Below are 25129 nucleotides of genomic sequence, written 5' to 3'. Positions count from 1 at the left end.
AAGGGTCCACTTCAAAGTCTGTCCGGCAGGAAGGCGCCGGATTGGCTGATGTGGACTACTTCAGCTGCAATTTCTAGTCTTGCCGGTTACCCGAGCGTCTGGCGAAAGGCGCGGAGATCAGGAACACGACCCCGATCAGGCCCGGAAATGCGGCGATACCCTGGAAGATCGTGAACACTTCAGGATCGCCGTCAGCCCTGCCGATCTGGTAGCCGAAGAACATCAGCGCACAGGCGACCGCCACCAGAATGAGACCAACAAAAACGCGCCCACCCGGACTATCGTCGTTCCGGGATACTGCGACGGCCTTGAGCGCTTCCGGGTCGATCTGGACACCCGACTTGATCGCTTCACGCAGCGTCTGCTGCTGTGACCTGACCTTCAGCCAGTGGAACAGCCCGTTGATCAGAACGATGAGGATGACGAAAGTGAATACGCCCATCGGCGCTTGCCAGTAATCGAAATAATGAAAATCCATTTTATTGCTCCTGCCCTCTGGGAGCATGATACAGGGTAATACCCCTGTAATCCAGCGATCCTTAGCCGCGAAACACGAACCACGCGCCCAGTGCAATGAACGCAAACCCGATTAGCGTCCCCATGGATATTGCTTCCTTCAGGTAAACGACGCTGAAAATGGCGAAAACGCTCAGCGTCATCACCTCCTGAATGGTTTTCAGCTGCGCAGCGCTATAGACTGCGTGGCCAATCCTGTTGGCTGGCACAGCAAGGCAGTATTCGAAAAACGCAATGCCCCAGCTGATGGCGATGACCACCAGGATCGGCGCTGCCTTGAACCGCAAATGGCCATACCAAGCGAAGGTCATAAAGATATTGGACAGGCCGAGCAACACGATCGGCCAGATATGCGCAGGGGTGAGTGACATGGCGAAACCTCCGTTCGACATGCCTGTTTACTCCGGCCGGATATGACCTTCCAGATTATTCCGCGGTGCGGGACAATACCGCGATCTGCAGGCCGGTCGGCGCCTTGCAGAAATAGAGGCGCTCGCCATGGGCATCCATCGGCCCCTGGATTTCGGCCCCGCTCTCCTTCGCCTTGGCGGCATAGGCATCGGCATCATCGACAACGATATGCAGCATGATGCCCGCCGGCATGCCCTCGCCCTCCGCCCACATCTCTATCCAGCTATGCTCGCCCGCAGGAAAAACCGCGCCAGCGAAACCCTCCGTTTCCATACCGAAATCGGTCTTGGCAAAACCGAAATCAGTCTCGAACAGCTCGGCCAGTGCCTTCACCTCGCCAGACGGTGCGACGGTACAGAACCGGATACCCAGTATTGTCATGATTTCCCCTCCTCTGGCCTGATCAGGCCGAGCTCTCTTTTTATCTTTTTGGTCAGGCCATCAGCGACCAGACGATGGGATTGCTGCACGTAATCACGCAGCGCCCCGGCGGTCAGGCCCGGCGGCTGATAGTGCTGGATCCAGGTCATGCCGCGCGACGCGAGATAGGGCGCGGGGCGGCAGCCGGGCTGGTCCTTCAGGATTTCGAAGCCAAGCGGCGTCACCTTGAAGGTCACCGCGAAATGCTCTCCTGTCCCCCACCCCGCAACGGCGAAAACCTTGCCGCCAACCTTGTAGACATCGGCCCCGCCCCACTGCACGACATGGCTCGTCGCCGGCAGGGAGAGGCAGAAATCGTTGAACTCAGCCGGCGTCATCCCTCGCCTACATCAGCGCCGGGTTGAAGAAGAATTCCTCCCGGATGATCTTGCCCTCGGCATCAATCGTGTACAGAGCGAATTCCGTTGCCTTGATGCGATCGCCGGACGCCTTGTGGGTCGCGTCGATATTGAAAATGATGCCAAACCGATGCTCGCCATGGAAATACGGCCCGCTCAGGCCGGCATCATGGGTCTCGAAATTCTCGTTCCAGTCGGCATGTTTTTTATGAAGCGCGTCGAGACCATGCACTTGCGCACTGGCCTGACCCGGCTGGGCCATTGGCTCGATTGAAATGACATCGGGGTGATAAAGGGTCCTGAGGGCCTGATCTTCGGTATGGCTGCGGCAATGCTCAACAAGCGCATTGCCGGTCGATACGAGAATATCGTTCATCTTCTCTCTCCTGTTCAACCGCCCGGCGACAGACTAAGCCGCCAGGCGCTGAAGCGAAAGGAAAATTCCTCAGCCTGCCCTCAGCCTAGTTCGGCGTCGGATAGTTCGGCGCCTCACGGGTGATCGCGACATCGTGGACATGGCTTTCGCGCAGGCCGGCATTGGTGATCTTCACGAATTTCGCGCGGCCCTGCATGTCGGCAATTGTCGCCGCACCGACATAGCCCATCGAGGCGCGCACGCCGCCGACGAGTTGATGCAGGATCGGGGCTATGGGCCCCTTATAGGGGACCTGACCCTCGATGCCTTCCGGCACGAGCTTCATCTGTTCCTTGACGTCGGCCTGAAAATAGCGATCTGCGGAACCGCGCGACATCGCCGTGATCGAGCCCATGCCGCGATAGGATTTATAGGACCGGCCCTGATAGAGGAACACCTCGCCCGGCGCTTCATCCGTACCCGCCAGCAGTGACCCGATCATGACGCAGTCGGCCCCGGCGGCGAGCGCCTTGGCCATGTCGCCTGAATATTTGATCCCGCCATCGGCGATGACCGGCACGCCGTCCTCCCGGCCTGCCCGCGAGCAATCGATGATCGCGGTCAGCTGCGGCACACCAACACCGGCGACGACGCGCGTCGTGCAAATCGATCCCGGCCCGATCCCGACCTTGATCGCGTCCGCCCCCGCCCCGGCGAGCGCCTTCGTCGCTTCATACGTTGCCACGTTGCCGGCGATGACCTGGGTGTAGTTCGACAGTTTCTTGATCCGCGCGACCTGCTCGATCACCTTGGCAGAATGGCCATGGGCCGTATCGATGACAATGACATCGCAGCCGGCATCGAGCAGCGCCTCGGCACGCTCGAAGCCCTGATCGCCGACCGTGGAGGCCGCAGCGACACGCAGGCGCCCTGCGGTATCCTTGCACGCGTTTGGATACTGCACGGACTTGTCGATATCCTTGACCGTGATCAGACCGATACAGCGATAGTCGTCATCAACAACGATCACCCGCTCGATCCGGTACCGGTGGCACAGCGCCTTGACCTCCTCGATCGACACGCCCGGCGTGACCGTGATGAGATCTTCATGGGTCATGAGATCCCTGACCGGCTGGCCCATATCGGTGGCAAATCGCATATCGCGGTTAGTCAGCACACCAACGAGCTTGCCAATGCCCTGGGCATCGGGGTTCTCGATGACCGGGAAGCCTGAAACCTTGCGCATTTCCATGATCGCGCGGGCATGGCCCAGCGTATCGTTCGGCGTCAGCGTCAGCGGATTGACGACCATGCCGCTTTCATAGCGCTTGACCTTGCGCACATGCTCGGCCTGTTCCTCGATGGTCAGGTTCCGGTGCAATACGCCAAGGCCGCCATTCTGGGCCATGGCAATCGCCATCTCGGCCTCCGTCACCGTGTCCATGGCCGAGGCTATGATCGGGATGTTCAGGGTAATGTCCCGTGTCAGCTTGGCCTTTACGTCAACTTGCGAGGGCATCACTTCCGACGGGCCCGGCTCCAGCAATACATCATCGAATGTCAGGGCTTCACGTATCTGCATGGCTTTTTCTTTCAAACTTCCTGATCTGCTTTTTTCGCTTGGGATCGATACCCCATCGCAACGACATACATCTCGGCCGAGTCCTGCCGGCTCGCCTTCGGCTTGGCGTGGACGACCTTGACGAAGGACGCTTTCAGACGATCCAGAAGGTCGCTGCCAGCGCCCCCCTGAAATGTCTTGGCGACATAATGCCCGCCGGGCGCCAGCACGTCCTCGGCAAAATCGAGCGCCGCTTCTGCAAGGGCGATGATACGCAGATGATCCGTCGACTGATGGCCGGTCGTCGGCGCGGCCATGTCGGACAGCACGATATCGGCATCTCCGCCAAGCAGTTCCTTCAGTCGGTCCGGGGCGCTTTCATCGAGGAAATCAAGCTCCAGCACTTCGGCGCCATCGACCGGCGGCATGCCGAGATAGTCGATGCCGATGACCTTGCCGGTCGGCTTGTCGCGATCGCTGCCGACAGCCTTGGCGGCGACTTGGCACCAGCCGCCGGGCGCCGCGCCGAGATCGACGATGCGCATGCCTTTCCTGAGCAGGTTGAATCTCTCATCCAGCTCCAGCAGCTTGTAGGCAGCACGGGAGCGATAGCCCTCTGCCTTGGCCCGCATCACATACGGGTCGTTCAGCTGGCGTTGCAGCCACAGCGTGGATGATATCTTGCGCCCGCGCGCGGTCTTGACCTTCTTGGCCAGTTCCCGCTGCGAGCTTTGCTCGGCGCTGGATTTTGGCTTCTGTTTCAGGCTGCGCTTTTCCGGCTCATGCCCCAGTGCCGTCTTCGACAGGTCCTGTTTCATGCCGGCCCCGGGCTTGCGCCGCGAGGTGTCGTCTCCCGCATCCTTGCCCGGGCGCTTTGCAGTGCCCGGCCTGTTGCGTGACGATGCCGACGGGCCATTCTGCCTGCCGGGTCCTTTATTGTCAGAATAGCGTCCCATATCGTCGTATAGCGAAGGAGTCGAGGCACGTGAAGGGGTGATTTTCGGCCTTCCGTATCCTGCCGTCACTCTTTCGCAGGCTGATTGCCCCGCGCCTGGTCGTCGGCGCTCCTGCCACGGCTGCGCCGGCGGCGGCGTTTGCGATGGCGATCGCTGGCGATCAGCTCGGCAAGGATGCCTTCGCGCAAGCCCCGGTCAGCCACCCGGATGCGGCTCGCCGGCCACGCCTTGAGGATACCTTCAAGGATGGCGCAGCCCGGCACGACAAGATCCGCGCGCTCCGGGCCGATGCATGGCTCTTTCTGCCGCGCATCAAAGCCCATCGCCCTCAATTTCTCCGAAATCGACAGCGCCCGCTCGCTGGCGAGCCAGATGCCGTCGACCTCCTTGCGGATGTATTTCTTCAGGCCGAGATGCACCCCGGCAAGGCTCGTTACCGTCCCCGAGGTGCCGAGCAGGTGCCCCCGCCCGGATTCAAACAGCGGCTTGAGGTGATCTGCCCCTGTGAAGCGGGTCACCTCAAGCGCGATCGTATCGACGGTGTTTTCGTATTCCTCCCGCGTCAGATGGGCGCCGCCGAATCGCTCCGATGCCGTGACGACACCGATCGGGATCGAGGTCCACGCCTCCAGCTTGAAGACCGCATTGGTGATGTCATCGCCGCTTTTCTTGACGACCCAGGAAATCTCGGTCGAGCCGCCACCGATATCGAACACCAGCGCCGCATCCGCCTTGGGATCGGTCAGATCCATGCAACCGCGCACTGCAAGCGCGGCTTCCTGTTCGGTCGTGATGAGCTCGAAATCGAGGTTTGTCTCTTTCTTGATGCGCTCGAGAAAGGCCCCGCCGTTCCCGGCCCCGCGGCAGGCCTGTGTCGCAATGCAGCGTATGGCGGTGACCCGCCTGCTCTCTATCTTCTCGCGGCAGATCGTCAGCGCCTCGATGGTCCGGTCCATCGCCGCGTCGGACAGCATTCCGGTCTGGCTGACCCCCTCACCCAGTCGAACGATGCGAGAGAAGGCATCGACAACGCGAAATCCGTCCTTTTGCGGCACGGCGATCAGCAGGCGGCAATTATTGGTACCAAGATCAATGGCAGCATAGCGGCGCGAGAAAGGCGGCGATGGCAGCCAGTCCTTTTCGATACGCTTTTCGGGCTTGATCTCGTCGGCCTTCAGCGCCTGGTCCGACTGGTTCCTTTCGACCCGCAACTTCTTCAGGTGATGCGCCCTGGGCCGGCGACGCCGACGCTTCTTCGCGGCAGGTGGATTGTCGCTGCGCTGAATACTATCTGATACGGCCCCATTGTCCTGGGGCGTCTTGTCATCGGTCACTGTGCGTCCTCGCTCGACCAGTCAGACTTGTTGTCGTCCGATTATCTCTTGTTAAAGACTAACCGCGCAGAACGCGTCATAGCAAGCACTATACTCCAGCGTGTAACCCGAATCGGCCAGCAATTACCCACCCATCAAACAGATAATCGCTCTTTTCATGATCAAAATTGGATAAATGTGTTGATTTTTAGCAGATACAACCATAATGGTGTCGAAAACAGAGGAAATTCATGAAGCTCGACCAGATTGATCGCAAAATTCTTCATTATCTTCAGGAAAACGCCCGGATCACGAATGCTGATCTGGCCGAAAAAGTCGGTCTGTCCCCCACGCCCTGCCTGAGGCGCCTGCGCCGTCTCGAGACGGAGGGGATTATCAAGGGGTACCGCACTGAAATCAACCGCGAAGCGCTCGGCGTCGGGGTAACGGTCGTCATCCTCGTCAAGCTCGAAAAGGAAGACGAGACGTCCCTGCGCTCCTTTGAAGCCGAGATCAGCCAGCGCCCGGAAGTGATGGAATGCTATCTCGTGACCGGCAAGTTCGATTACTTCATGCGGGTGATCATTCCGACACTGACGGCGTACGAGACCTTCCTGTCGGAAACGCTGTTGCGCATGTCAAATGTCGCATCGGTGGAATCCAGCTTCACCCTGCGTGAAGTGACCAAGAAAGCCGTCGTGCCGCTTCCCAAGAACTAGCGGCCGGTCTCTCGCGCCACTCAATGACTGCGAGACAGGATGAAGCGGGCAATCGCCTGCAGCGCGCGGCTGTCTGCCTTGAAGATCGACAACGCATCGATCGCCTCCTCGACCAGGCTCTCGGCTTTCGCCCGTGCCGGTTTCTCGCCGAGCAGATCGACAAAGGTCAGCTTGCCATGGTCCTGCCCGACCGGCTTGCCAGCCTCCTCCTCCGAAGAGGTCAGGTCGAGCAGATCGTCGGTGATCTGGAAGGCGAGGCCGAGCCGCGAGGCATAGTCCCGCAGGGCCGTCATCTGGTCTTCGCTGGCGCCGCCGAGATAGCCGCCGAGCTCGCAGGAAGCCCTGATCATGGCGCCGGTCTTCAGGCTTTGCAGCAGGGCAATGTCGAGCGAACCGCCCTCACCCTTGTCAGCGAGGATATCCATCATCTGCCCGCCGACCATGCCCTTCTGTCCGGCGGCATGGGCCAGCGCCGCGATCATCCTCGTGCGGACCGCGCCATCGGGATGGGTCGTCTCGTCAGCCAGGACCTCGAACGCATCGGTCAGCAAGGCGTCACCGGCCAGGATCGCCGTCGCCTCGTCGAACTGTTTGTGCGAAGACGGCCGGCCGCGGCGCAGGTCGCTGTCATCCATCGCCGGCAGGTCATCATGGATCAGGCTGTAGCAGTGGATGAATTCGACCGCTGCCCCGGCGCGCAGGGACCGATCCCGCGGCACGCCGAACAGGTCGGCGCTATGGACCGTCAGGCAGGGACGCAGGCGCTTGCCGCCAGCAAGGGCACTGTACCGCATGGCGCGGGCCACGCGGCGCAGACCCTTGGGCTGGTCGAGGCCTTCATCCGGCAGCAAGGCCGCGAGGGTCTTCTCGATCTCGTCCAGTACCGCCTTGTTGAATGCCGCCGTCATGCCACCTCGCTTTATCGATGCGGTTTGTCTAGAGCAGGCCGCGCAGATTGTCATCAGCGGAGAGGCACGCACTGTTGTTCAGTGACGGTTCACATTTCCCTGATATGAAGCAATCACTTGCAAGGAATTTCCGGTCGATGGCGCAACTCTCTCAGATCCCGCTTTGCCGCCTCCCATCGCGGGAGACAGCCTGATGTGCGGCGTTGCGGGGATCATGGACCTGCGCGGCGACCGCGATGTCGACCGCGATGCTCTGAGACGGATGACCGGCGCGCTGGTGCATCGCGGGCCCGACGGCGAGGGATTCTTCCACGCACCCGGCATCGGTCTCGGCCACAGGCGCCTTGCCATCATCGATCTTGCCGGCGGCGCGCAGCCCTTTCATGCTGCCAGTGGCGGCGGTGTGCTCAGCTTCAATGGCGAAATTTACAATTACGCCGATCTCGCCCGACGCCTTGCTGCCGCGGGCGCGCGCCTGAAGACGCGCAGCGATACCGAGGCGCTGGCCGAGCTTCTCGACCGGCAGGGGGTTGATGCCCTTGAGCATCTTCACGGCATGTTCGCTTTCGCTTACTGGCGTCAATCCGACAGCCGCCTGATCCTCGCCCGTGACAGGCTGGGCGAACGCCCGCTCTACTACGCCGTCAGCCAAGACGGCTTCCTGCTGTTCGCGTCCGAACTGGGCGCGCTGCTCGCGTCGGGCATGCTGGAAAAAGAGATCAGGCAGGATGCTCTCGCCGACTATTTCCTGCATGGCTACGTGCCCGACCCGAAATCGATTTATCAGGGCATTTACAAGCTCGCGCCTGGCCATGTCATCAGCACAGGCCGGGGGGAAGACCCCGTTCAGACCCAATGGTGGGACGTCCGCTTCCGGCCGGATGACGCCATCACGTTAGAGGACGCCGTGGACAGCCTTTCCACTCTGCTCGATCAGGCGGTGAAGGCGCAGATGATGTCCGACGTGCCGCTCGGCGCCTTCCTGTCCGGCGGTGTCGACTCCAGCGCCATCGTCGCCTCCATGGCGCTGCAGTCCGGCGACCCGGTGCGCAGCTGCTCCATCGGGTTCGAGGAAGCCTCCCATGACGAGCGCGCCTTCGCCCGGTTGGTTGCGGATCGCTATCATACACAGCATACGGAACATGTTGTACCGCTGGCAGCCCATGACCTGATCGACACGATCGCAGCGGCCTATGGCGAGCCCTTTGCCGATACGTCGGCCCTGCCAACCTGGCTCGTCTGCCAGCTTGCCCGGCAACAGGTCACGGTCGCCCTGTCCGGCGATGGCGGTGACGAAGTCTTTGCCGGCTATCGCCGCTACCCCTTCTTCCTGGCTGAAGAAAACCTGAAGGGCGTGATGCCGGCAGCGTTCCGTAAACCATTCTTTGGAGCCTTCGCCGCGCTCTATCCCAAGCTCGACTGGGCACCGCAGGCTTTCCGGCTGAAGACGACGCTGACCGCCCTCGCCGAAAGCCGCGCCGCCGGCTATACCCGCGCCCTGTCCGCCATCCTGCCCGAACGCCTTGCCGGCATGGTTGACCTTGACGCCGCGAGAAACCTCGATGGCTACGACCCGGGCGCACAGATCGCCGACCGCTTCAACGCAGCGGATACGGATGATCCTATCTTGGCCGCGCAATATTGCGACCTGAAGACATGGCTGCCGGGGCGGATGCTGGTCAAGGTCGACCGCGCGGCCATGGCGCATTCGCTGGAGGTCCGCCCGCCGATGCTCGACCATCGCCTCGTCGAATGGGCCGCGACCCTGCCACGCCGGTTCAAGCTGGATGGCACGGATGGCAAGCAAGTCCTGAAGAAAGCAAGCGAGCCCCGCCTGCCGGAGGAAATTCTCTATCGTCGCAAGCAGGGATTTGGCCTGCCCGTGGCGGCATGGCTTAGAGCAGAGTCAAACAATCCTCTCGACCGGCTCGAAACATCGAAAGCCTGGGCCGAACAGGGGTTCCTCGATCCAGGCGAGGTGCGCCGCATGATCTCGGCCCACAGGAAGGGCCGCTCCGACTATTCCCAGGAATTATGGAGTGTCCTGATGTTCGACGCGTTCCTCAGGAACGGTGCCTGATCCGATACCGTAGCGAGCGGGCGAGACTGACAGCAGTCTGCCGCCATCCCGGCCGCACCGCTTCGACAAGCGACATGCGCTCTCCTGCCTCACCCAGAGACTGCTTGTAGCGCACATCGCCGACCAGCATGTCATATGTATCCAAGCCATTGTCGAGATAGTGTTGCGCCGCCATGACATGGGTGAGCAGGCCAGGTTTCAGCCGGTTATCCTCTTCATACTGAAAACCGCTCTGATAGTTCATCACGCGGCCTTCATGCACAAAATTGTAGAGGACCCCGACAGTCTCTTCCCCGGCACGTAGCTCCACGAGCGCGACGCTTTCGGGGTGGTCTTTCCGCAGGCGTTTGTGAAACGCCAGGAGATCGGGATTGGCAAAGACGCTGGCCCCGCCTCGCGCCTCCCAGGTCGCGGCATGAAGCGTTTCCAGGCGCTGCCAGCTGACAGACCACTGGTCATCACCCGTAGGAGTATGGAGGGCGACCTCACCGCGCTCTTCATAGAGTTTAGCACAACGCTCAATTTGCTTGCGGCTATTGCTGCTTAGCGATGACAGCACAGTGCTGCTTGTCTGGCGCAAATCTGCCAGCCGACAGATCCAGCTATGTTCCTCGCGCAGGACACGCACGGTCATACCCCGCGCCAGCGCCGCCTCGCTCAGGCCGCTGACACAAGAGACAGTGCCGTTCCTGACGACAAAACTGTCGATACCCGGAAAATGATCAAAGACGGCGCACCAGGCTTCGGCCCCGAGGTCGGAAGGGCCCCCGGCGGCCTGCAGGAAATCATTATATTCAACGTAGACGGAATCGATTGCTTCACGGGCCGTTTCACCGAGACGCGCCTCCCGCAATGACACGAATGGCACGAGACCGCTCTGACTGACCCCGATAATGCCCAGCAACAGCGTCGTGCCGTCTTCCGTCGCCCGTATGGCATGAAGCTCGGCCCGGTCCTCAGCCTGCCTGAGCCAGGTTTCGATCCAGGCCGGCGACTGGAAGAACGTCTTCTTTCCGGCGCGCGCATAGAGGTCCCGCCATCCGGCGAGAAACGCTTCGGCATCGTCGAGGGGTGTTATCGAAAAAGCGATTGTCACGCCACGTCCTTCCCGGAAAACAGCTGCCCATAGGCATCGATCATCTGTTGAAGCTGATACCGGCGAAGAACCTTTGCCCTGTTCGCCTTGCCGAGGCGCTGCCGCAGGACAACGTCATCACAACACTGGTGCAACAGGGCGGCAAGCCCTGCCTCGTTCCCGCGCGGCACGACGAACCCGCTATTGTCGTCAGAGAGCATCGCCGCGACATCGCCGACATCCGTCGCCACCACCGGCAGGCCGCTCGCCATCGCTTCCAGCAGGCTCAACGGCATCTGCTCCGTGTCCGAGGTCATGGCAAACAAGTCAAACGTCCGGTAGAGCGCCGCGGGGTCCGTCACATGGCCGGGGAAGTTGACGCTGCCGGAAATACCGAGGCTGTCGGCGAGCCTGTGCAGCTTTTCCTTCTCGGGGCCATCACCGGCAATGACCAGCCGTGCCCGATTGGTCAACTCACTTTTTGCAAAAGCTGCAAGCAGCATGCTGAAATTCTTTTCGGGCCGCAGCGCGCCGATCGTGCCGATGACGATTTTTTTGCGCGTTCCGGTCTCGGCCGGATGAAAAAGCTCGGTGTCGATACCGTTGTAAACAAGCTGAACGTTTCGCAATCCCCAGCTTGCGACGGCAATCCGTTCCAGCGTATGCGAAGGCACGATGACGCGTGTCTTCCCGAGCAACAGCCGCCGCATTCTCACACGCCTTGCGAGCTGGTGATTCTGGCTCTCGTCAGGGCCGAAGCCATCCTCGAAATGGAGATGAGGCACGATCTCGCCAGCCAGCGTCAGGCGATTGGCGATGACCGCTTCGATACTCCCCCAATTATAGGTACACAGACGGTCCGGTCTCTCTGCCACATAAAGCGTCCGCAGGCGTATCAAATTGCCGATACTCACCGATTCGCCTTTCGTCATCGACAATTTCACCAGCTCATGGTCGACGCCGGCGAGCAAGTTTGCAGCGGCATGATTGTCATCCATCGCGGCAATGATGTGCCGGAAGCCGTCCAATGCCCTCGCAACAGTGGCAAACCGGCGTTGCGGACCGCCGACGGCGAAGGTCGAAAACACATGCAATATCGTGCGGCGCGCGGTCATTATCGACCATGAACCTGGATGGCGCGGTCTATGAAGGTCTGCCGGTCAGAAACCGGCTGCCAGCCGAGCAGCTTCTTTTCGCCGGAGGTGTCGAAGGACGCCACCAGACCGCGCGACTTCAGGTCGCGAACAGATGGAAAGCCGACCTTGCGCCCCGCAGCTTTCTTGACGACCCATTTGGCCACCTCACCTGCCTGTTGCTGCCAGATCGATTGTGGCCGATAGACAAGCGGCCGCCCGGTCTTTTCAGCGAGAAGCGCCGTATACGCCCGAGCCGTCAACCGCACATCGCCGACGAGATTGAAGGCCCTGCCTGTCAACTCATCAGCTGGCAGATCGACGATCGCCTTCATCAGCGCTGCCGAAACGTCCTCGGCCAAAACAAGAGGCAGCGGGTTGCGACCGTCATTCCAGCCGAGGCAGACACGCTCGCGATTATAGAAGCCAACGCCGCTGTGAAACGGTGATGTGCCCTCGCCGACGACGACACCGGGCCGCCACAGGCTCAGCGGCAGCCCGTCATCGCGGCATTTGCGCAGCAGTATTCGCTCCGCCGCCGCCTTGGCCCTGGCATAGTCCGCCCGCCCCTTGTCCGGGTCCGGCAGCGTCTTGTCGGTGATTGTCTCATCCGGGTCGCCGCAATAAAGCGCCGCGATGGAACTGACATGCAGGAATTTCTCAGCACCCGTTGCGATCACGGCATCGGCAACTTTCTCGGCACCGCCGACCATCGCGTTGCGGATCGCTTCCCAATCGTCGCCCCCGCCGCCATGGGCAAGATTGACCACCACCGGCACGCCGGCGATTGCCTCTTCGAGAAAGTCACGGTCGGCAATGGAGCCCTGGACCAGCTCGACATTCTCATGGGTGAACACCCGCGCCGGATTGCCGGTGTTGCGCGCGACGACCCGGACCTTCTTCCCGGCGCCGACGAGGTCGCGTGTCAGATAGCTGCCGATGAAGCCGGTGCCGCCGAGCACGACCACATCAGCCCGGAAGCCGGTATGCTCGACAGGCTGTGGCCGCTGTGTCGGCTCGCCGCTTGCTGCGGCAATATCAGTGCACAGGCGAACCAGCCTTGTGCCGCGGGCGCCGTCCATATCGTGACGATCATGGTCCAGCGCTGCGTAGAAATCCCGAACGCTGTTGCGGATACTGAGGAAGAACGGATCACGGCGCCCGACAAGCCTTGTCTGTGCCGCAAGATAGGCGGCCGCATTGCCGCTATCCTGGGCGATGCGGCCAAGGCTGGTGGCATAGCCCGCCCGCATGGTCTCGAGGAAATCGATATACCCGCCGGGCGTGGTCACCCCCGCCGTGCTGGCTAGATAATCGGCGCTGATCCGGCCGTCATCGCCCAGAATATCCAGCGTCCAGTCGGCATAGGACGCACCGAGGGAAATGAGCAACTGGACGGTGCATCCATTTTTCCCTGCCAGCAAAACCTGCCATTCGGTCACGAGATCGATCCCGTCGGCAAAGGTCCTGCGCTCACCGGGCATCACGGCCGTCACGGTCAGGGGGCCGGCAACATCGTCGATCAGGCTCAGCGGATGGACCACCTGTTCCAGCAGGAGGTTACGCGGCGAGTCGAACATCCAGTGCCCGAACTGACGCGCGGCAAGCTGGCGCAGCGGCATCACGTAGCGACAGCTGACATGGCGCACGGGCCCGATCCGGTTCTCTTCCAGAGCCTTGAGCACCTTGAGCTGTGCCGGATGAAACAGGTAATTCTGGCTGACCCGCAACGGCAGGCCGCGCGAGCGTGCGCAATCCTGCAGGTCCTCGCACTGCGCCACGGTTTCCGCCATGGGCTTTTCCAGAAGAACGCCGATACCGGCGTCCAGAAGTGTCTTTGTGATGGCATAGTGGGTGGATGGCGGGGTCAGCACATGCGCGACGGCAAACCCGCCCTCTTTCAGGGCATCGGTCAACGACCCGTAATGGCCTTCAGCTTTATACTTCCGGGCAAACGCGACCGCGCGGCTCTCGACCGGGTCGACGACCGTTGCAAGCACGGCCCCCTTGATCTGGCCAAGCGCTTCGGCATGCACGGCGGCGATATTACCCGTCCCGATAAAGGCGGTTCTTGTCATGATCTTTTCGTCCTGAGCTAGCCCGCAGACCATGCCCCAGAAGTGTTAATATCACCCTGTTTTCATGCGCTTTTCCGGTTTTGCTTTTTCGCGCTGATTAATGTTGACCCGGGCCCCAGTTATTACTATCTAACCGCTTCTTGTGTGGGCCCGTAGCTCAGTTGGTAGAGCAACTGACTTTTAATCAGTGGGTCACAGGTTCGAATCCTGTCGGGCTCACCATTTTCCTGAACAGGAATAAGGCGGCCAGTGCGCCCGCGCACTTCGTCGAGCCCCCCAAATCCAGGCTATTTGCGCGTAGATCATTGTAAACAGAAGGAATTTCCGCGCTGTTAACCACGCCTGCTCACACTTTCTTGTCGAGTTGAAAGCTACAAATGCACGGAAAAATCTCTTTTTGCGTAAACCATTCGGTAAAATATGACACCGGTATCTATGAATGACAGGGGCTCTATCATGCCCCTCGCTGCTCTCATCGTCGGATTGCTCTGCATCGCGCTGGCCTTTTCGATGGACGCCGGCGTATGGCGCCAGCAGGCCGCGCGGCTGCAGGAAGACGTGGATATGGCCGCCTATGCGGTCAGCATCGCCAAGGAAGACAGCATGTCGGCAGTTGATGTCACGAAGATGCTTCAGGCCCATGCTGACCGGCTGCCTGCGGAGTCCGGCGCGACCAGTTTCACCCTGACGGATCTTGGCAATAACCGCTATCGCGTCACCGGCACCCGCGCTACGAGCAAGCATTTCTCGCGTATTCTCGGCATCAATGCGCCTACCCTCTCCTCCACAGCTGAAATTTCCAAGGATGGCGAACCCGCTCCTTGCGTGCTCGCAACGAATACCAGCCCTGCCGGCGGCCGCGGTATCGAAATGAACAACAATGCGCGCATGACGATCAGCGGCTGCTCTGTGCAGTCCAACGCGACCGGCGCAGGATCGGTACATTTGACGCAGGCCTTCATCACTGTCACCGACGGCAGCGGCCCGGGGAAACTATGCCATGGTGGCGGTGTCTACGAGGCGAATGGCAATGCTGTCAGCGCCACGAAGGAGCAGTGCCCTGCCGCGGCAGACCCCCTTGCATCATCCCTCGGGGTTCCCGTGGCGAACGGAACGACCTATGCCAATCCGGGTACCGATTATTCCTGGTACGGATCCAAGACCTTCCAGCCCGGTATCTACTCCAGTGGTTTTGTCGCCAACAATGGCCGCACACACTACCTGCAGGCCGGGACCTATTACGTTACGGGCGGCAATTTCGAAGCCCAGAGCGGTGCCAAGGTTATCGCCAACGGCCCTATCACCATCATTGTCATGAATGGCGGCACGATCCGGATCACCGACTATTCTTCCACCGAAAACTCGTTCCAGGCACCGCAAACGGGGCCGTATGCCGGTGTCCTTTTGTGGCGGGTAAACACTGGCAGCTGCCCCGACCCGATTACGTTCGCCGGGGGCGCCGGATTCAAATATGACGGCATACTGTATTTTCCTGGCTGCCTGCTGGACATCAGCAACGACGCCGCCATCACGACACGCAGCGACTTCACCTATGTTCTCGCAGACCGGATCAAGATGGTCGGCGGTTCGAGAATGAATATCGACGTCGACAACCCCTATGGGCTTGCCAGCAATCTCGGCGGCGGGGGCGGTGGCGGGAACTATGCGCTGGTGAAATAAGATGAGCATGCGGAAAACTATCGAGAAACTATACACCCGGAACGAAGGGTCCGTGGCGATTGAAGCCGCTCTTGTCATCGCGCTGATACTTGCCCCGATGCTCCTCTATGGCGTGGAGCTATATTCCTACAAATCGGAAACTGCAGCGATGAACAGGGACAGCTATTCGATGGCCATCGCCCTCGCGGCGACGCCTGACGATACGCGGACCGACGCAGAAATTCTCAGCGCCTACAGCCAGAGATTTCCGGCACCGGCCAACATCATTTCCATAACATCATATTGTACGTGTTCGGACGCCTTGCAGTCCTATACCAGCGCCGATGCCCAGAATAGCTGCGAGAGTGCGTGCCCGTCGTCGACCAAGCTGGTCTGGAAGAAAGTGACGGTCAGGCGCGATTACGACGCGGTCGTAAACTCGTCACTTCTCGGCAATAAGCAGCTCAAAGCCTCACACCTCTTCCGGAATTCCTGATGCGTATTTTATCAGACAGCCGCGGCGCATCGGCCGTGGAATTCGCGATGACCGCACCGCTCCTGATTTTTTTCATGATGGCAATCATCGACCTCGGGCGTTTCGCCATGCTCGCGGATTCAATCGAAACGGCAGTGCTTCAGGGCGCAAGAACAGCCATGGTCGCCAGCGATGCCAGCGAGTCGCCGGCAACGGTGCAGTCAATCTCTGCGGCAGTCAGGGACAGTACACGTGTCGCCGATGAAGACGCGTTGGTAGTCAGCGTCAACTGGCAGAACAATTCAAATAGTGTGGGCTCGGTCGTGACGGTTTCCGCCAGCTATGAGTTCGATTACATGACGCCGGAATTCTTCATGTCGCTCGCGCCACAGACGGTGACCAAATCGCAGTCCCTCACGATCGTGAACTAGGTCTGCGCGCCCTGCGCCGCTTCAAAATGCGCTACGAAGTGCTCGAAGCGCCCCTCGGCAATGGCACCGCGCATAGCGGCCATCAATTCCTGGTAGTAATTTAGGTTATGCCACGTCAGCAGCATCGGCCCGAGATATTCCCCGGCCTTGAACAGATGGTTCAGATAAGCCTTTGAAAATTGTGATGATGCCGGGCACGGACTATCCGGATCCAGCGGTGTTTCGTCATCGATGAAGCGGGCATTCTTGATATTGATCGGACCATTCCTCGTCCACGCCTGCCCGTGCCGGCCCGACCGTGTCGGCGCAACGCAATCGAACATGTCGATGCCGCGAGCAACGGCGCCGACGAGATCGGATGGTTTGCCAACGCCCATCAGGTAGCGCGGCCTGGCCGTGTCCATATGGGGAGTGGTGAAGTCCAGCACCCGGAACATTTCCTCCTGTCCCTCGCCGACGGCAAGCCCGCCGACCGAATAGCCGTCAAAGCCGATTTCTAGCAGCTCATCGAGGGAACGGCGGCGCTGGTCCTCGAAAACGCTACCCTGCACGATCCCGAACAGCGCGTTGCCGGGCGCTGACTTTTCCTCGAAAGCCTGCTTGGACCGCACCGCCCAGCGCAGGGACAATTCCATCGACTCGCGCGAGCCTTCCTCGGAAATCGGAAAGGGCGGGCATTCATCGAATTGCATCTGGATGTCCGAGCCGAGCAGGCACTGGATCTCGATCGACCGCTCCGGTGTCAATTCATGGCGTGAGCCGTCGATATGGGACTGGAACGTGACGCCATTCTCGGTCAGCTTGCGCAGCTTGGACAGGGACATGACCTGAAAACCGCCGGAGTCGGTGAGGATTGGCCTCTCCCAGTTCATGAATCTGTGCAGGCCGCCCAGCTGGCGCACCCGTTCCGCAGTCGGGCGCAACATCAGGTGATAGGTATTGCCAAGCACGATATCGGCGCCGGTCTCGCGCACATGCTGCGGATGCATCGCCTTGACCGTTCCGGCGGTGCCGACCGGCATGAAGGCAGGCGTGCGGATGCCGCCGCGCGGTGTCGTAATGACACCGGTCCGCGCTGCCCCATCCGTTGCCTGGAGGTCAAATCTGAAGTCAGTCATCGGTGCGGTCCTTCGCGCGCTCGAGGAAGCACGCATCGCCATAGGAATAGAAGCGATAGCCCTGCTCGATCGCATGGGCATAGGCCGCTTTCATGCGGTCAGTCCCGGCAAGGGCGCAGACCAGCATGAACAGAGTCGATCGCGGCAAATGGAAATTGGTGATCAGTGCATCGACTGCCGTGAAGCGGTAGCCGGGGGTAATGAAAATATCCGTCTCGGCGCAGAATGGGTCGATCCGGCCGGTTTGCGCGGCACTTTCGAGCAGGCGCAAGGATGTCGTGCCGACGGCGATGATCCGGTCGCCCCGGTCACGAACCTCGTTGAGATGTGTCGCGACCGAGTCGCTTATCTCCCCCCATTCGGCATGCATGCGATGCGCCTCGGTCGTCTCTGCGGAGACAGGCAGGAATGTCCCGGCACCAACATGCAGCGTGACCTCGACATGACCGATGCCCTTTTCCTCCAGTCGTTCGAACAGGGCCGGCGTGAAATGCAGCCCTGCGGTCGGCGCGGCGACGGAGCCCTCCTCCCGCGCGAACATGGTCTGGTAATCCTGCGCATCCGCCTCATCGACAGCCCGTTTGCGCCCGATATAGGGCGGCAACGGCATCGAACCGGCGGCTTCGAGTGCCGGGAGAAATTTCTCGGCAGGGCAGTCGAAACACAATTCGATCTCCGCCCCGTCGCGGCGCGCGATGACAGCGGACAGCTCCTCGGAAAACCTTACAGGATCACCCTCTTTCAGGCGTTTCGCCGGACGGGCGAAGGCCAGCCACCGGATCTTGCCATCGCCAGTGTCGGCCAATGGCTTGTGCAGGTTGAAGTCGATCTCCACCTCCCCGCCGCCGCCGTCCCGGCGCGCAGGACGGATACCGCGCAAGGACGCCGGCAGCACCTTCGTATTGTTCAGGACGAGGACGTCCCCTTCGTTCAGGATATCCGGCAGGTCCCTGAATACGAGATCGGCAAGGCTCTCGCCGACTTGCAGCAGCTTCGATGAATCGCGTGGCCTCGCAGGCCGCAGCGCGATGCGGTCCTCGGGCAGGTCGAAGTCGAAATCATCTACGCGCATACAGCCTCAAAAAGAAAAAATGCCATGCGTAAGCCAATACGCATGGCATCGAATTCATATCATCACTCGAGGCTATGCAGCCTTGCGGAAAGACACGATCTTTGTCGGGTTCTTCGGCGGCTCGCCCTTGTGGATAGAATGCACATTTTCCATGCCTTCCACGACCTTGCCCCATACCGTGTACTGACGGTCGAGGAAGGTGGCATCGTCGAGACAGATGAAGAACTGGCTCGAGGCAGAGTTCGGATCCTGAGCGCGCGCCATGGAACAGACACCTTCCGCGTGGGAGACGTCGTTGAACTCCGCCGGCAGATGAGTGCCGGAGCCACCGGTCCCGGTTCCTTTCGGGCAACCGCCCTGCGCCATGAAGCCCTCGATCACGCGGTGAAATTTCAGGCCGTCGTAAAAGCCTTCTTCAGCCAGCTTGGTGATCTGCTCGACATGTTTCGGCGCCTTGTCAGGGAAGGTCTCGATCACAACCCGGCCGGTTTCCAGTTCAAGGATCAGTTTGTTATCGCTCAAAGCTCTATTTCTCCATTTACTTTGACAGGAACGGTGATGCTGCAGACATTGTCGATAAAGTCGTTCTCGGACAAATATCCGGCAGCTCGCAGAAACTCCTCGAAAAGCGCGCCGTCGGTGCGCAGCACCTGGATGTCGACCTGATCGTCGGCAGGCACATCGCTCCCGACGCGCATCCGGTTGATCGGGGTCGGCCGGTCAGGCGGCTCGCCCCGGTTGATACGACGGGCATTTTCGAAACCGTCAATGACACGGCCCCACACCGTATAGCGCTGGTCGAGCGCCCGGCGCGAGTCGTCGAACATCAGGAAGAACTGGCTGTTGGCACTGTTCGGATCGCCGGCGCGCGCCATCGACATCACACCCTTGCAGTGCATGCCCCACAGGCCGAGATTGCCGCCGGTGAAGAAGTCTTTGAGACTGTCCGGCTGCGCACCGACCGGGACCGGGCCGATGAAGCCGATCTCCGATGTACGGCGGTCGCGGCCAAGCACCGTCAGGTCGGCGACAGAGTCGAGGCTGCGCACGAATTCAGCCGACAGGTCGGGATAGTCGGAGCCGCCAGTGCCGGTGCCTGTCGGATCACCGCCCTGGGCCATGAAGCCCTCGATCACGCGATGAAAGATCGTACCGTCGTAAAAGCCCTGACGGGCCAGCGTCTTGATCCGCTCGACATGCGCCGGCGCGAAATCCGCGCGGGTTTCGATGATGACCCTGCCGCTCGGAAGGTCCACATAAAGCAGGTCATCCTGTGGAACCGTCCGCCATGCATCGGCCGGCGCTTCCTCGAGCAGGGTCAGCGGGTTGACCCGCTCCTGCGCCTGCCCTGCCGTCAGAACGCCTAAGCCCATCATAGTCGCGGCGCCTGCCAGCACCATTTTTTTCAATGAAAGCATGAACGCTTCACTCCGTTATTCTGCCCAGCCTTAACCCTGATTAGCCCAGAAAATCCGGTCTGGCAAAGATTGCAGCGGCAAAGTGGGGTTAATTACCAAACTTTTCGACAAGTTTCCTAGCGACAGATTGCGGCACGAATTTGCTGATATCGCCATCGAGGCGGGCGATTTCCTTGACCAACCGGGAGGCAATCGCCTGATGATGCGGATCGGCCATGAGAAAGACGGTCTCGATCTCCTCATTGAGGAAGGTGTTCATGCCGACCATCTGGAACTCGTATTCGAAATCGGAAACCGCCCGCAGGCCGCGAATGATGATGTCCGCCTTCAACCGTTCGGCGAATTTCATCAACAGGTCGTCAAACGACTCGACCGTGATCTTGACGCCCGAGGACTGGCGGATCGGATCCATCTCGCCGGTCACCATGGCCACCCTCTCCTCAACCGAAAAGAGCGGCTTTTTCTGATCGTTCATGGCGACGCCGATCACGAGATGATCGACCAGCTTCACCGCCCGGCTGATAATGTCCACATGGCCATTGGTCAAGGGGTCGAACGTGCCTGGATAAAGGCCAGTGCGCATGCTCATCAGGCTTCGTCGCCTCCCCCGTCTTGCTCAGTGCCGGCTTGCTCACTGCCGTCTTCCTCATCGCCCTCTTCGGAGATTTCCGGCACATGCTCGACAGAGACGACTTTCTCATCCTGCCGGGTCTTGAAGATCGTCACCCCTTGCGTGTTGCGCCCGGCGATGCGGATATCGCCGACCGGGGTGCGGATAAGCTGTCCACCATTGGTCACCAGCATGATCTCGTCAGCATCATCGACCGGAAAAGACGCCGCGACACGGCCGTTGCGGTCACTGGTCACGATCGCAATCAGGCCTTTACCGCCGCGGCCCGAAGTGCGGTACTCATAGGATGACGAGCGCTTGCCGAAACCATTGCGGGTGACGGTGAGGATGAATTGCTCGGCCGCACCCAGTTCGGCGATGCGTTCTGCCGACAGGCTTGTGACCGGCAGATCGGCCTCTTCGTCCGGCGCGCCCTCGTCGGCCTCCTCGACGCCCTCGGCGTCACCGATTGCCCGGCGCATGGCGGCAGCGTGCTTGAGATAGGCACGCGCCTCTTCCGGGCTGGCATTGGAGCCGCGCAGGATTGCCATGGAGATGACCTCATCCGGCCCGAACCGTTCGCCGTCTTCCAGTCGGATACCCCGCACGCCCGTCGAATTGCGCGAGGAAAACACGCGCACCGCATCGACGGGGAAGCGGATGCAGTTGCCATTGGTGGTCGTCAACAGGACGTTGTCGTCCTCGCGGCAGACCTGCACCCCGACGATTGAATCGCCCTCGTCCAGCTTCATCGCGATCTTGCCATTGCGGTTGATCTGGGTGAAATCGGACAGCTTGTTCCGGCGGACATTGCCGGACCGGGTCGCGAACATGATGTCCATCTGCGCCCAGTCGTCTTCATCCTCCGGCAGTGGCAGGATATTGGTGATCCGCTCGTCCTGGGTCAGCGGCAACAGGTTGACGAACGCCTTGCCCCGGGTATTAGGCGCGCCTTCCGGCAGACGCCACAGCTTCAGCTTGTAGACGATGCCCGTCGACGAGAAGAAAAGAAGCGGCGTGTGCGTATGACCGACGAAGAGCTGGGCGACGAAATCCTCGTCCTTCATCTTGATGCCGGCGCGTCCCTTGCCGCCACGGCGCTGGGCGCGATAGGTCGACAGCGGCGTGCGCTTTACATAGCCCTGATGGGTGACGGTCACGACCATGTCCTCGCGGGCGATCAGGTCCTCGTCCTCCATCTCGAATTCGGCTTCGAGAATCTCGGTGCGGCGCGGCACGGCGAACTGGTCTTTTACTTCCGCCAGCTCATCCTTGATGATGGTCAGCACACGGTCGCGTTTACGCAGGATGTCGAGATAATCCTTGATTTTCTCGGCAAGCCCTTTCAGCTCATCACCAATCTCGTCGCGGCCAAGCGCGGTCAGGCGCTGCAGGCGCAGGTCGAGAATGGCCTTCGCCTGAACCTCGGACATTTTCAGCGTGCCGTCTTCCTGGATCGAATGGCGCGGGTCAGCGACGAGCGCGACCATCGGCGCGATATCCTTGGCGGGCCACCGGCGCGCCATCAGTTCTTCCTTGGCGGTATTCGGGTCCGGCGAGCGGCGGATCAGGGCGACGACCTCGTCAATATTGGCAACGGCAATGGCGAGACCGGCGAGCACATGAGCGCGGTCGCGCGCCTTGTTCAGCTCGAACTTGGTACGCCGTGTAATGACTTCCTCGCGGAAATCGATGAACGCCTTGAGCACGCTGCGCAAATTCATCGACTCCGGCTTGCCGCCATTCAGCGCCAGCATGTTATAGGCAAAGCTCGTCTGCAGTTGCGACTGCTTGTAGAGATTGTTCAGGACAACGTCAGGCACGGCATCGCGTTTCAGCTCGATGACGACGCGAATGCCCTTGCGGTCTGATTCATCGCGCAGGTCCGAGATCCCCTCGATCCGTTTCTCGCGCACCATCAGGGCGATCTTCTCGATCATCATCGCCTTGTTCACCTGATAGGGAATCTCATGAACGATGATCGCCATGCGGTCCTTGCGCACTTCCTCGATCGTCGCCTTCGAGCGCATGATCACCGAGCCACGGCCGGTCATCAGCGCGACGCGCGACGCGGCCTGGCCCATGATATAAGCCCCGGTCGGAAAGTCCGGCCCCGGAACAAGTTCAAGCAGGGCGCTGTCCGACAGGTCCGGGTCCTCGATCAGCGCGATCGTCGCGTCGATGATCTCGCCCAGATTATGCGGCGGGATGTTGGTCGCCATGCCGACGGCGATACCGCCCGCACCATTGACCAGCAGGTTCGGGAAGCGCGCCGGCAGGACGACGGGTTCTCTTTCCTTGCCGTCATAGTTTTCCTGATAGTTGACCGTCTCGCGCTCGACATCCTCGAGAATATATTGCGCCGGCTTGGCCATGCGCACTTCGGTATACCGCATCGCAGCCGGCGAATCGCCGTCGATGGACCCGAAATTTCCCTGCCCGTCAAGCAGCGTCAGGCCCATGGAAAAGCCCTGCGCCATGCGCACCAGCGCGTCATAGACCGCCTGGTCGCCATGGGGGTGGTATTTGCCGATGACATCGCCGACGACGCGGGCGGATTTGGAATAGGGCTTGTTCCAGACCTGTCCGTTGGTGTGCATCGACCAGAGAATGCGGCGGTGGACAGGCTTCAGCCCGTCGCGCGCATCCGGGATCGCGCGCGAGACGATCACGCTCATCGCATAGTCGAGATAGGACCGGCGCATCTCGTCTTCGATGGAGATGTGGCCGATGCCGTCGCGCGGCGGCTTGTCACCCTTCAACGGGTTGTTTTCGTCGATTTCGTCTGTCACTGATTACCTTGTGAGAATCACGGGTTCATTGGGCATTCTGCTTAGCACCATCCCTGCCATTGCCGCAAGCTTGCGGGGCGTGGAACCCGCGGGCAATCGGTGTATTATATGAATAGGTCGGGAACTGAGGAAGGAGACCCAAACCCATGATTTTTCGACAAAATTCCATTCGTCTTTTCGGGGCTGGCGCCGTCGCGGCGCTGCTGGCCGCCTGTGGCGCACAGGAAAGTACGGGATATGGCACTGGAGACCCCCTGCTGGGCGACCTTGATGGCGATTTCAGTACCGATTTCATCGGGACCGATGGCGAAACTATCGGCACGGCGGCGATCGTTGACGGCCCGAATGGCGCGTTGTTCAAGGTCGATCTGGAGGGTCTGTCGCAGGGCTGGCACGGGATTCACCTGCACCAGGTCGGCGATTGTTCCGACACTACCGAGGGCTTCAAGGCCTCGGGGGGCCATATCAATCCCGACGGCAACGAGCACGGCCTGTTGAACCCGAATGGCTATGAGCGCGCCGACATGCCGAACCTCTATGCCGGTGCCGATGGCCGCGCGACGGCATCCTTCTTCAACTCTTATGTCCGCGTAACCCCCGGGGAAGAAGCCGCGTCTCTGGTCGGTGCCGGGGCGATCCTGATGGATCCGGACGGTTTTGCCATCGTCGTACATGAGAACCCTGACGATCACATGACCCAGCCGATCGGCGGCGCCGGGGCTCGCGTCGCCTGCGCGGCCTTCTCGCGATAAAACCGGGAGGCGTCTCTATGGCGAAGAGCGAGAACAAGACGAAACCGACAGGCGATGACGTCATCGCCTGGCTCGAGGGCGTCGATAATGCCACCCGCCGTCAGGACGCCTTCACCCTGCTGGCGATCATGAAACGGGTCACCGGCTGCGAGCCGGTGCTTTGGGGCCCGTCAATTATCGGCTTCGACCAGTACCACTACACCTATGACAGTGGCCGCGAAGGCGACTGGTGCCTGACCGGCTTCTCTCCACGCAAGGGCAATCTCGCCATCTACCTCATGGGCGGGTTCGATGGCCGCGATGAGATGCTGGCGCGCCTTGGCAAGTACAAGACCGGCAAGAGCTGTCTTTATGTCAACAAACTCGCCGATATCGACATGGCCGTTCTGGAGGAAATGATCGTGAAGGACGTCGCCTATATGCGGAGGACATATCACTGATGGAAGATATGACCAGACAGGCAACGGGGCGGTTGAGCGTCGAGACGCGCGGCCGGTCCATGCAGGATGTCAGTCGTCGGATCGATGGCTGGCTCGCCGAACACGCTGCCGGCAACGGCCTGCTGACTGTCTTTATCCGTCACACCTCCGCGTCGCTGACGATACAGGAAAATGCCGATCCTGACGTGCAGACAGATCTTCTCGATGCCCTGTCAGATCTCGCCCCGGCCGGCAGACGCTGGCGCCATGATGCAGAGGGGCCGGACGATATGCCCGCCCATGTCAAATCCGTCCTCACCGATGTCTCCCTCTCCATTCCAGTCATGCATGGCCGGATGGACCTCGGCACCTGGCAGGGCGTCTATGTCATCGAACATCGTGATCACGGCCACAACCGCACGCTGACCCTGTGTTTTCAGGGCAACTAAACTGAAATCCGCTCACAGAGAAAATCCGGATTTGATCGGCTTCGCGGAAC

The 25129-nt window shown here is 60.6% G+C and carries 26 protein-coding genes and 1 tRNA gene; 9 read left to right on the top strand and 18 right to left on the bottom strand.

Annotated elements, in window-relative coordinates:
- Window positions 1-73 precede the first annotated feature (73 nt).
- The 8 genes from IEV88_RS04675 to IEV88_RS04640 form a co-directional block, all read right to left on the bottom strand.
- Window positions 74-478: a hypothetical protein gene (locus IEV88_RS04675; RefSeq protein WP_188160105.1), complete on the bottom strand. Its 405-nt coding sequence runs from the start codon at window positions 476-478 to the stop codon at window positions 74-76.
- Between the two features lie 61 nt (window positions 479-539).
- Entirely contained in the window at window positions 540-887 is a 348-nt protein-coding gene (locus IEV88_RS04670) for a DMT family protein (RefSeq protein WP_188160104.1), read from the bottom strand.
- 55 nt (window positions 888-942) lie between these two features.
- The gene (locus IEV88_RS04665) at window positions 943-1308 is read right to left on the bottom strand and encodes a hypothetical protein (protein WP_188160103.1); all 366 of its coding nucleotides are present in this window, start codon (window positions 1306-1308) and stop codon (window positions 943-945) included.
- Window positions 1305-1685, bottom strand: a complete 381-nt coding sequence (locus IEV88_RS04660) for an MmcQ/YjbR family DNA-binding protein (RefSeq protein ID WP_188160102.1) — start codon at window positions 1683-1685, stop codon at window positions 1305-1307. Before IEV88_RS04660 ends, IEV88_RS04665 begins: the two co-directional genes overlap by 4 nt.
- Window positions 1686-1692: 7 nt before the next feature.
- A complete protein-coding gene (locus tag IEV88_RS04655) occupies window positions 1693-2082 on the bottom strand; it encodes a SnoaL-like domain-containing protein (RefSeq protein WP_188160101.1) in 390 nt (129 codons plus the stop codon).
- Window positions 2083-2167: 85 nt separating this feature from the next.
- Window positions 2168-3643: an IMP dehydrogenase gene (guaB, locus tag IEV88_RS04650; protein WP_188160100.1), complete on the bottom strand. Its 1476-nt coding sequence runs from the start codon at window positions 3641-3643 to the stop codon at window positions 2168-2170.
- 11 nt (window positions 3644-3654) lie between these two features.
- Complete coding sequence (locus tag IEV88_RS04645) at window positions 3655-4440, bottom strand: RlmE family RNA methyltransferase (protein WP_188160545.1); 786 nt, start codon at window positions 4438-4440, stop codon at window positions 3655-3657.
- A gap of 203 nt (window positions 4441-4643) precedes the next feature.
- Window positions 4644-5789, bottom strand: a complete 1146-nt coding sequence (locus IEV88_RS04640; protein ID WP_206711345.1) for a Ppx/GppA phosphatase family protein — start codon at window positions 5787-5789, stop codon at window positions 4644-4646.
- A 353-nt stretch (window positions 5790-6142) separates the two neighbouring features.
- On the opposite strand from IEV88_RS04640, the gene IEV88_RS04635 reads away from it, so the two are divergent.
- On the top strand, window positions 6143-6610 hold the full coding sequence (locus IEV88_RS04635; protein WP_188160099.1) for an Lrp/AsnC family transcriptional regulator: 468 nt from the start codon (window positions 6143-6145) through the stop codon (window positions 6608-6610).
- 20 nt (window positions 6611-6630) lie between these two features.
- Here IEV88_RS04635 and IEV88_RS04630 read toward each other — a convergent pair whose 3' ends face one another.
- Window positions 6631-7518, bottom strand: a complete 888-nt coding sequence (locus tag IEV88_RS04630) for a polyprenyl synthetase family protein (RefSeq protein WP_188160098.1) — start codon at window positions 7516-7518, stop codon at window positions 6631-6633.
- Between the two features lie 193 nt (window positions 7519-7711).
- Between IEV88_RS04630 and asnB the strand changes: the two genes are divergently transcribed.
- Window positions 7712-9598 (top strand): asparagine synthase (glutamine-hydrolyzing), encoded by a 1887-nt coding sequence (asnB, locus tag IEV88_RS04625; RefSeq protein ID WP_188160097.1) that lies wholly within the window; start codon window positions 7712-7714, stop codon window positions 9596-9598.
- Here the strand turns inward: asnB and IEV88_RS04620 are convergent.
- Genes IEV88_RS04620 through IEV88_RS04610 form a run of 3 tightly spaced genes read right to left on the bottom strand, consistent with a single transcriptional unit; the run spans window position 9582 to window position 13884 of the window.
- Window positions 9582-10694 carry a GNAT family N-acetyltransferase gene (locus IEV88_RS04620; RefSeq protein ID WP_188160096.1) on the bottom strand — a complete coding sequence of 371 codons (1113 nt, stop codon included), beginning with the start codon at window positions 10692-10694 and terminating at the stop codon, window positions 9582-9584. The two genes, asnB and IEV88_RS04620, sit on opposite strands and share 17 nt — an antisense overlap.
- Entirely contained in the window at window positions 10691-11761 is a 1071-nt protein-coding gene (locus tag IEV88_RS04615; RefSeq protein WP_188160095.1) for a glycosyltransferase, read from the bottom strand. The genes IEV88_RS04620 and IEV88_RS04615 overlap by 4 nt, the downstream gene beginning before the upstream one ends.
- 26 nt (window positions 11762-11787) lie before the next feature.
- Window positions 11788-13884, bottom strand: a complete 2097-nt coding sequence (locus IEV88_RS04610; protein WP_188160094.1) for an NAD-dependent epimerase/dehydratase family protein — start codon at window positions 13882-13884, stop codon at window positions 11788-11790.
- 146 nt (window positions 13885-14030) lie between these two features.
- Between IEV88_RS04610 and IEV88_RS04605 the strand changes: the two genes are divergently transcribed.
- The 4 genes from IEV88_RS04605 (at window position 14031) to IEV88_RS04590 (ending at window position 16449) form a co-directional block, all read left to right on the top strand.
- Window positions 14031-14106: transfer RNA gene (locus IEV88_RS04605), tRNA-Lys, on the top strand.
- Window positions 14107-14340: 234 nt separating this feature from the next.
- Entirely contained in the window at window positions 14341-15564 is a 1224-nt protein-coding gene (locus IEV88_RS04600; protein WP_188160093.1) for a hypothetical protein, read from the top strand.
- A gap of 1 nt (window position 15565) precedes the next feature.
- Window positions 15566-16039, top strand: a complete 474-nt coding sequence (locus IEV88_RS04595) for a hypothetical protein (RefSeq protein WP_188160092.1) — start codon at window positions 15566-15568, stop codon at window positions 16037-16039.
- Window positions 16039-16449, top strand: coding sequence for a TadE/TadG family type IV pilus assembly protein (locus tag IEV88_RS04590; RefSeq protein ID WP_188160091.1), 411 nt, complete (start codon window positions 16039-16041; stop codon window positions 16447-16449). The genes IEV88_RS04595 and IEV88_RS04590 overlap by 1 nt, the downstream gene beginning before the upstream one ends.
- Here the strand turns inward: IEV88_RS04590 and tgt are convergent.
- The 6 genes from tgt to gyrA all read right to left on the bottom strand — a co-directional run bounded on the left by tgt (window position 16446) and on the right by gyrA (window position 23459).
- Window positions 16446-17567 carry a tRNA guanosine(34) transglycosylase Tgt gene (gene tgt / locus IEV88_RS04585; protein WP_188160090.1) on the bottom strand — a complete coding sequence of 374 codons (1122 nt, stop codon included), beginning with the start codon at window positions 17565-17567 and terminating at the stop codon, window positions 16446-16448. The two genes, IEV88_RS04590 and tgt, sit on opposite strands and share 4 nt — an antisense overlap.
- A complete protein-coding gene (gene queA, locus IEV88_RS04580) occupies window positions 17560-18639 on the bottom strand; it encodes a tRNA preQ1(34) S-adenosylmethionine ribosyltransferase-isomerase QueA (RefSeq protein ID WP_188160089.1) in 1080 nt (359 codons plus the stop codon). The genes tgt and queA overlap by 8 nt, the downstream gene beginning before the upstream one ends.
- Before the next feature lie 72 nt (window positions 18640-18711).
- Complete coding sequence (locus tag IEV88_RS04575; protein WP_188160088.1) at window positions 18712-19161, bottom strand: peptidylprolyl isomerase; 450 nt, start codon at window positions 19159-19161, stop codon at window positions 18712-18714.
- On the bottom strand, window positions 19158-20057 hold the full coding sequence (locus IEV88_RS04570) for a peptidylprolyl isomerase (protein ID WP_188160087.1): 900 nt from the start codon (window positions 20055-20057) through the stop codon (window positions 19158-19160). The genes IEV88_RS04575 and IEV88_RS04570 overlap by 4 nt, the downstream gene beginning before the upstream one ends.
- A gap of 88 nt (window positions 20058-20145) precedes the next feature.
- A complete protein-coding gene (gene coaD / locus IEV88_RS04565; protein WP_188160543.1) occupies window positions 20146-20640 on the bottom strand; it encodes a pantetheine-phosphate adenylyltransferase in 495 nt (164 codons plus the stop codon).
- Window positions 20641-20645: 5 nt separating this feature from the next.
- Entirely contained in the window at window positions 20646-23459 is a 2814-nt protein-coding gene (gene gyrA, locus IEV88_RS04560; protein WP_229731402.1) for a DNA gyrase subunit A, read from the bottom strand.
- A 146-nt stretch (window positions 23460-23605) separates the two neighbouring features.
- On the opposite strand from gyrA, the gene IEV88_RS04555 reads away from it, so the two are divergent.
- From IEV88_RS04555 to IEV88_RS04545, 3 genes are read left to right on the top strand one after another with little or no spacing between them, the layout of a single operon-like run.
- Window positions 23606-24211 carry a superoxide dismutase family protein gene (locus IEV88_RS04555; RefSeq protein ID WP_188160086.1) on the top strand — a complete coding sequence of 202 codons (606 nt, stop codon included), beginning with the start codon at window positions 23606-23608 and terminating at the stop codon, window positions 24209-24211.
- 17 nt (window positions 24212-24228) lie between these two features.
- Entirely contained in the window at window positions 24229-24651 is a 423-nt protein-coding gene (locus IEV88_RS04550) for a DUF1801 domain-containing protein (protein WP_188160085.1), read from the top strand.
- Complete coding sequence (locus IEV88_RS04545; protein WP_188160084.1) at window positions 24651-25079, top strand: secondary thiamine-phosphate synthase enzyme YjbQ; 429 nt, start codon at window positions 24651-24653, stop codon at window positions 25077-25079. The genes IEV88_RS04550 and IEV88_RS04545 overlap by 1 nt, the downstream gene beginning before the upstream one ends.
- The last annotated feature ends 50 nt before the right edge of the window (window positions 25080-25129 follow it).

The organism is Aquisalinus flavus (assembly GCF_014640095.1).
Lineage (GTDB): Bacteria > Pseudomonadota > Alphaproteobacteria > Caulobacterales > Parvularculaceae > Aquisalinus > Aquisalinus flavus.
Note: the sequence above shows the minus strand (reverse complement) of the source record. Positions and strands in the feature narration are given on the sequence as shown.

Coding starts and splice junctions, on each gene's coding strand:
- IEV88_RS04675 (WP_188160105.1), bottom strand. CDS start 478: ATGGATTTTCATTATTTCGATTACTGGCAAGCGCCGATGGGCGTATTC.
- IEV88_RS04595 (WP_188160092.1), top strand. CDS start 15,566: ATGAGCATGCGGAAAACTATCGAGAAACTATACACCCGGAACGAAGGG.
- guaB (WP_188160100.1), bottom strand. CDS start 3,643: ATGCAGATACGTGAAGCCCTGACATTCGATGATGTATTGCTGGAGCCG.
- IEV88_RS04665 (WP_188160103.1), bottom strand. CDS start 1,308: ATGACAATACTGGGTATCCGGTTCTGTACCGTCGCACCGTCTGGCGAG.
- IEV88_RS04610 (WP_188160094.1), bottom strand. CDS start 13,884: ATGACAAGAACCGCCTTTATCGGGACGGGTAATATCGCCGCCGTGCAT.
- queA (WP_188160089.1), bottom strand. CDS start 18,639: ATGCGCGTAGATGATTTCGACTTCGACCTGCCCGAGGACCGCATCGCG.
- IEV88_RS04570 (WP_188160087.1), bottom strand. CDS start 20,057: ATGCTTTCATTGAAAAAAATGGTGCTGGCAGGCGCCGCGACTATGATG.
- IEV88_RS04630 (WP_188160098.1), bottom strand. CDS start 7,518: ATGACGGCGGCATTCAACAAGGCGGTACTGGACGAGATCGAGAAGACC.
- IEV88_RS04655 (WP_188160101.1), bottom strand. CDS start 2,082: ATGAACGATATTCTCGTATCGACCGGCAATGCGCTTGTTGAGCATTGC.
- IEV88_RS04590 (WP_188160091.1), top strand. CDS start 16,039: ATGCGTATTTTATCAGACAGCCGCGGCGCATCGGCCGTGGAATTCGCG.
- tgt (WP_188160090.1), bottom strand. CDS start 17,567: ATGACTGACTTCAGATTTGACCTCCAGGCAACGGATGGGGCAGCGCGG.
- coaD (WP_188160543.1), bottom strand. CDS start 20,640: ATGCGCACTGGCCTTTATCCAGGCACGTTCGACCCCTTGACCAATGGC.
- IEV88_RS04635 (WP_188160099.1), top strand. CDS start 6,143: ATGAAGCTCGACCAGATTGATCGCAAAATTCTTCATTATCTTCAGGAA.
- IEV88_RS04670 (WP_188160104.1), bottom strand. CDS start 887: ATGTCACTCACCCCTGCGCATATCTGGCCGATCGTGTTGCTCGGCCTG.
- IEV88_RS04550 (WP_188160085.1), top strand. CDS start 24,229: ATGGCGAAGAGCGAGAACAAGACGAAACCGACAGGCGATGACGTCATC.
- IEV88_RS04600 (WP_188160093.1), top strand. CDS start 14,341: ATGCCCCTCGCTGCTCTCATCGTCGGATTGCTCTGCATCGCGCTGGCC.
- IEV88_RS04545 (WP_188160084.1), top strand. CDS start 24,651: ATGGAAGATATGACCAGACAGGCAACGGGGCGGTTGAGCGTCGAGACG.
- asnB (WP_188160097.1), top strand. CDS start 7,712: ATGTGCGGCGTTGCGGGGATCATGGACCTGCGCGGCGACCGCGATGTC.
- IEV88_RS04660 (WP_188160102.1), bottom strand. CDS start 1,685: ATGACGCCGGCTGAGTTCAACGATTTCTGCCTCTCCCTGCCGGCGACG.
- IEV88_RS04645 (WP_188160545.1), bottom strand. CDS start 4,440: ATGAAACAGGACCTGTCGAAGACGGCACTGGGGCATGAGCCGGAAAAG.
- IEV88_RS04555 (WP_188160086.1), top strand. CDS start 23,606: ATGATTTTTCGACAAAATTCCATTCGTCTTTTCGGGGCTGGCGCCGTC.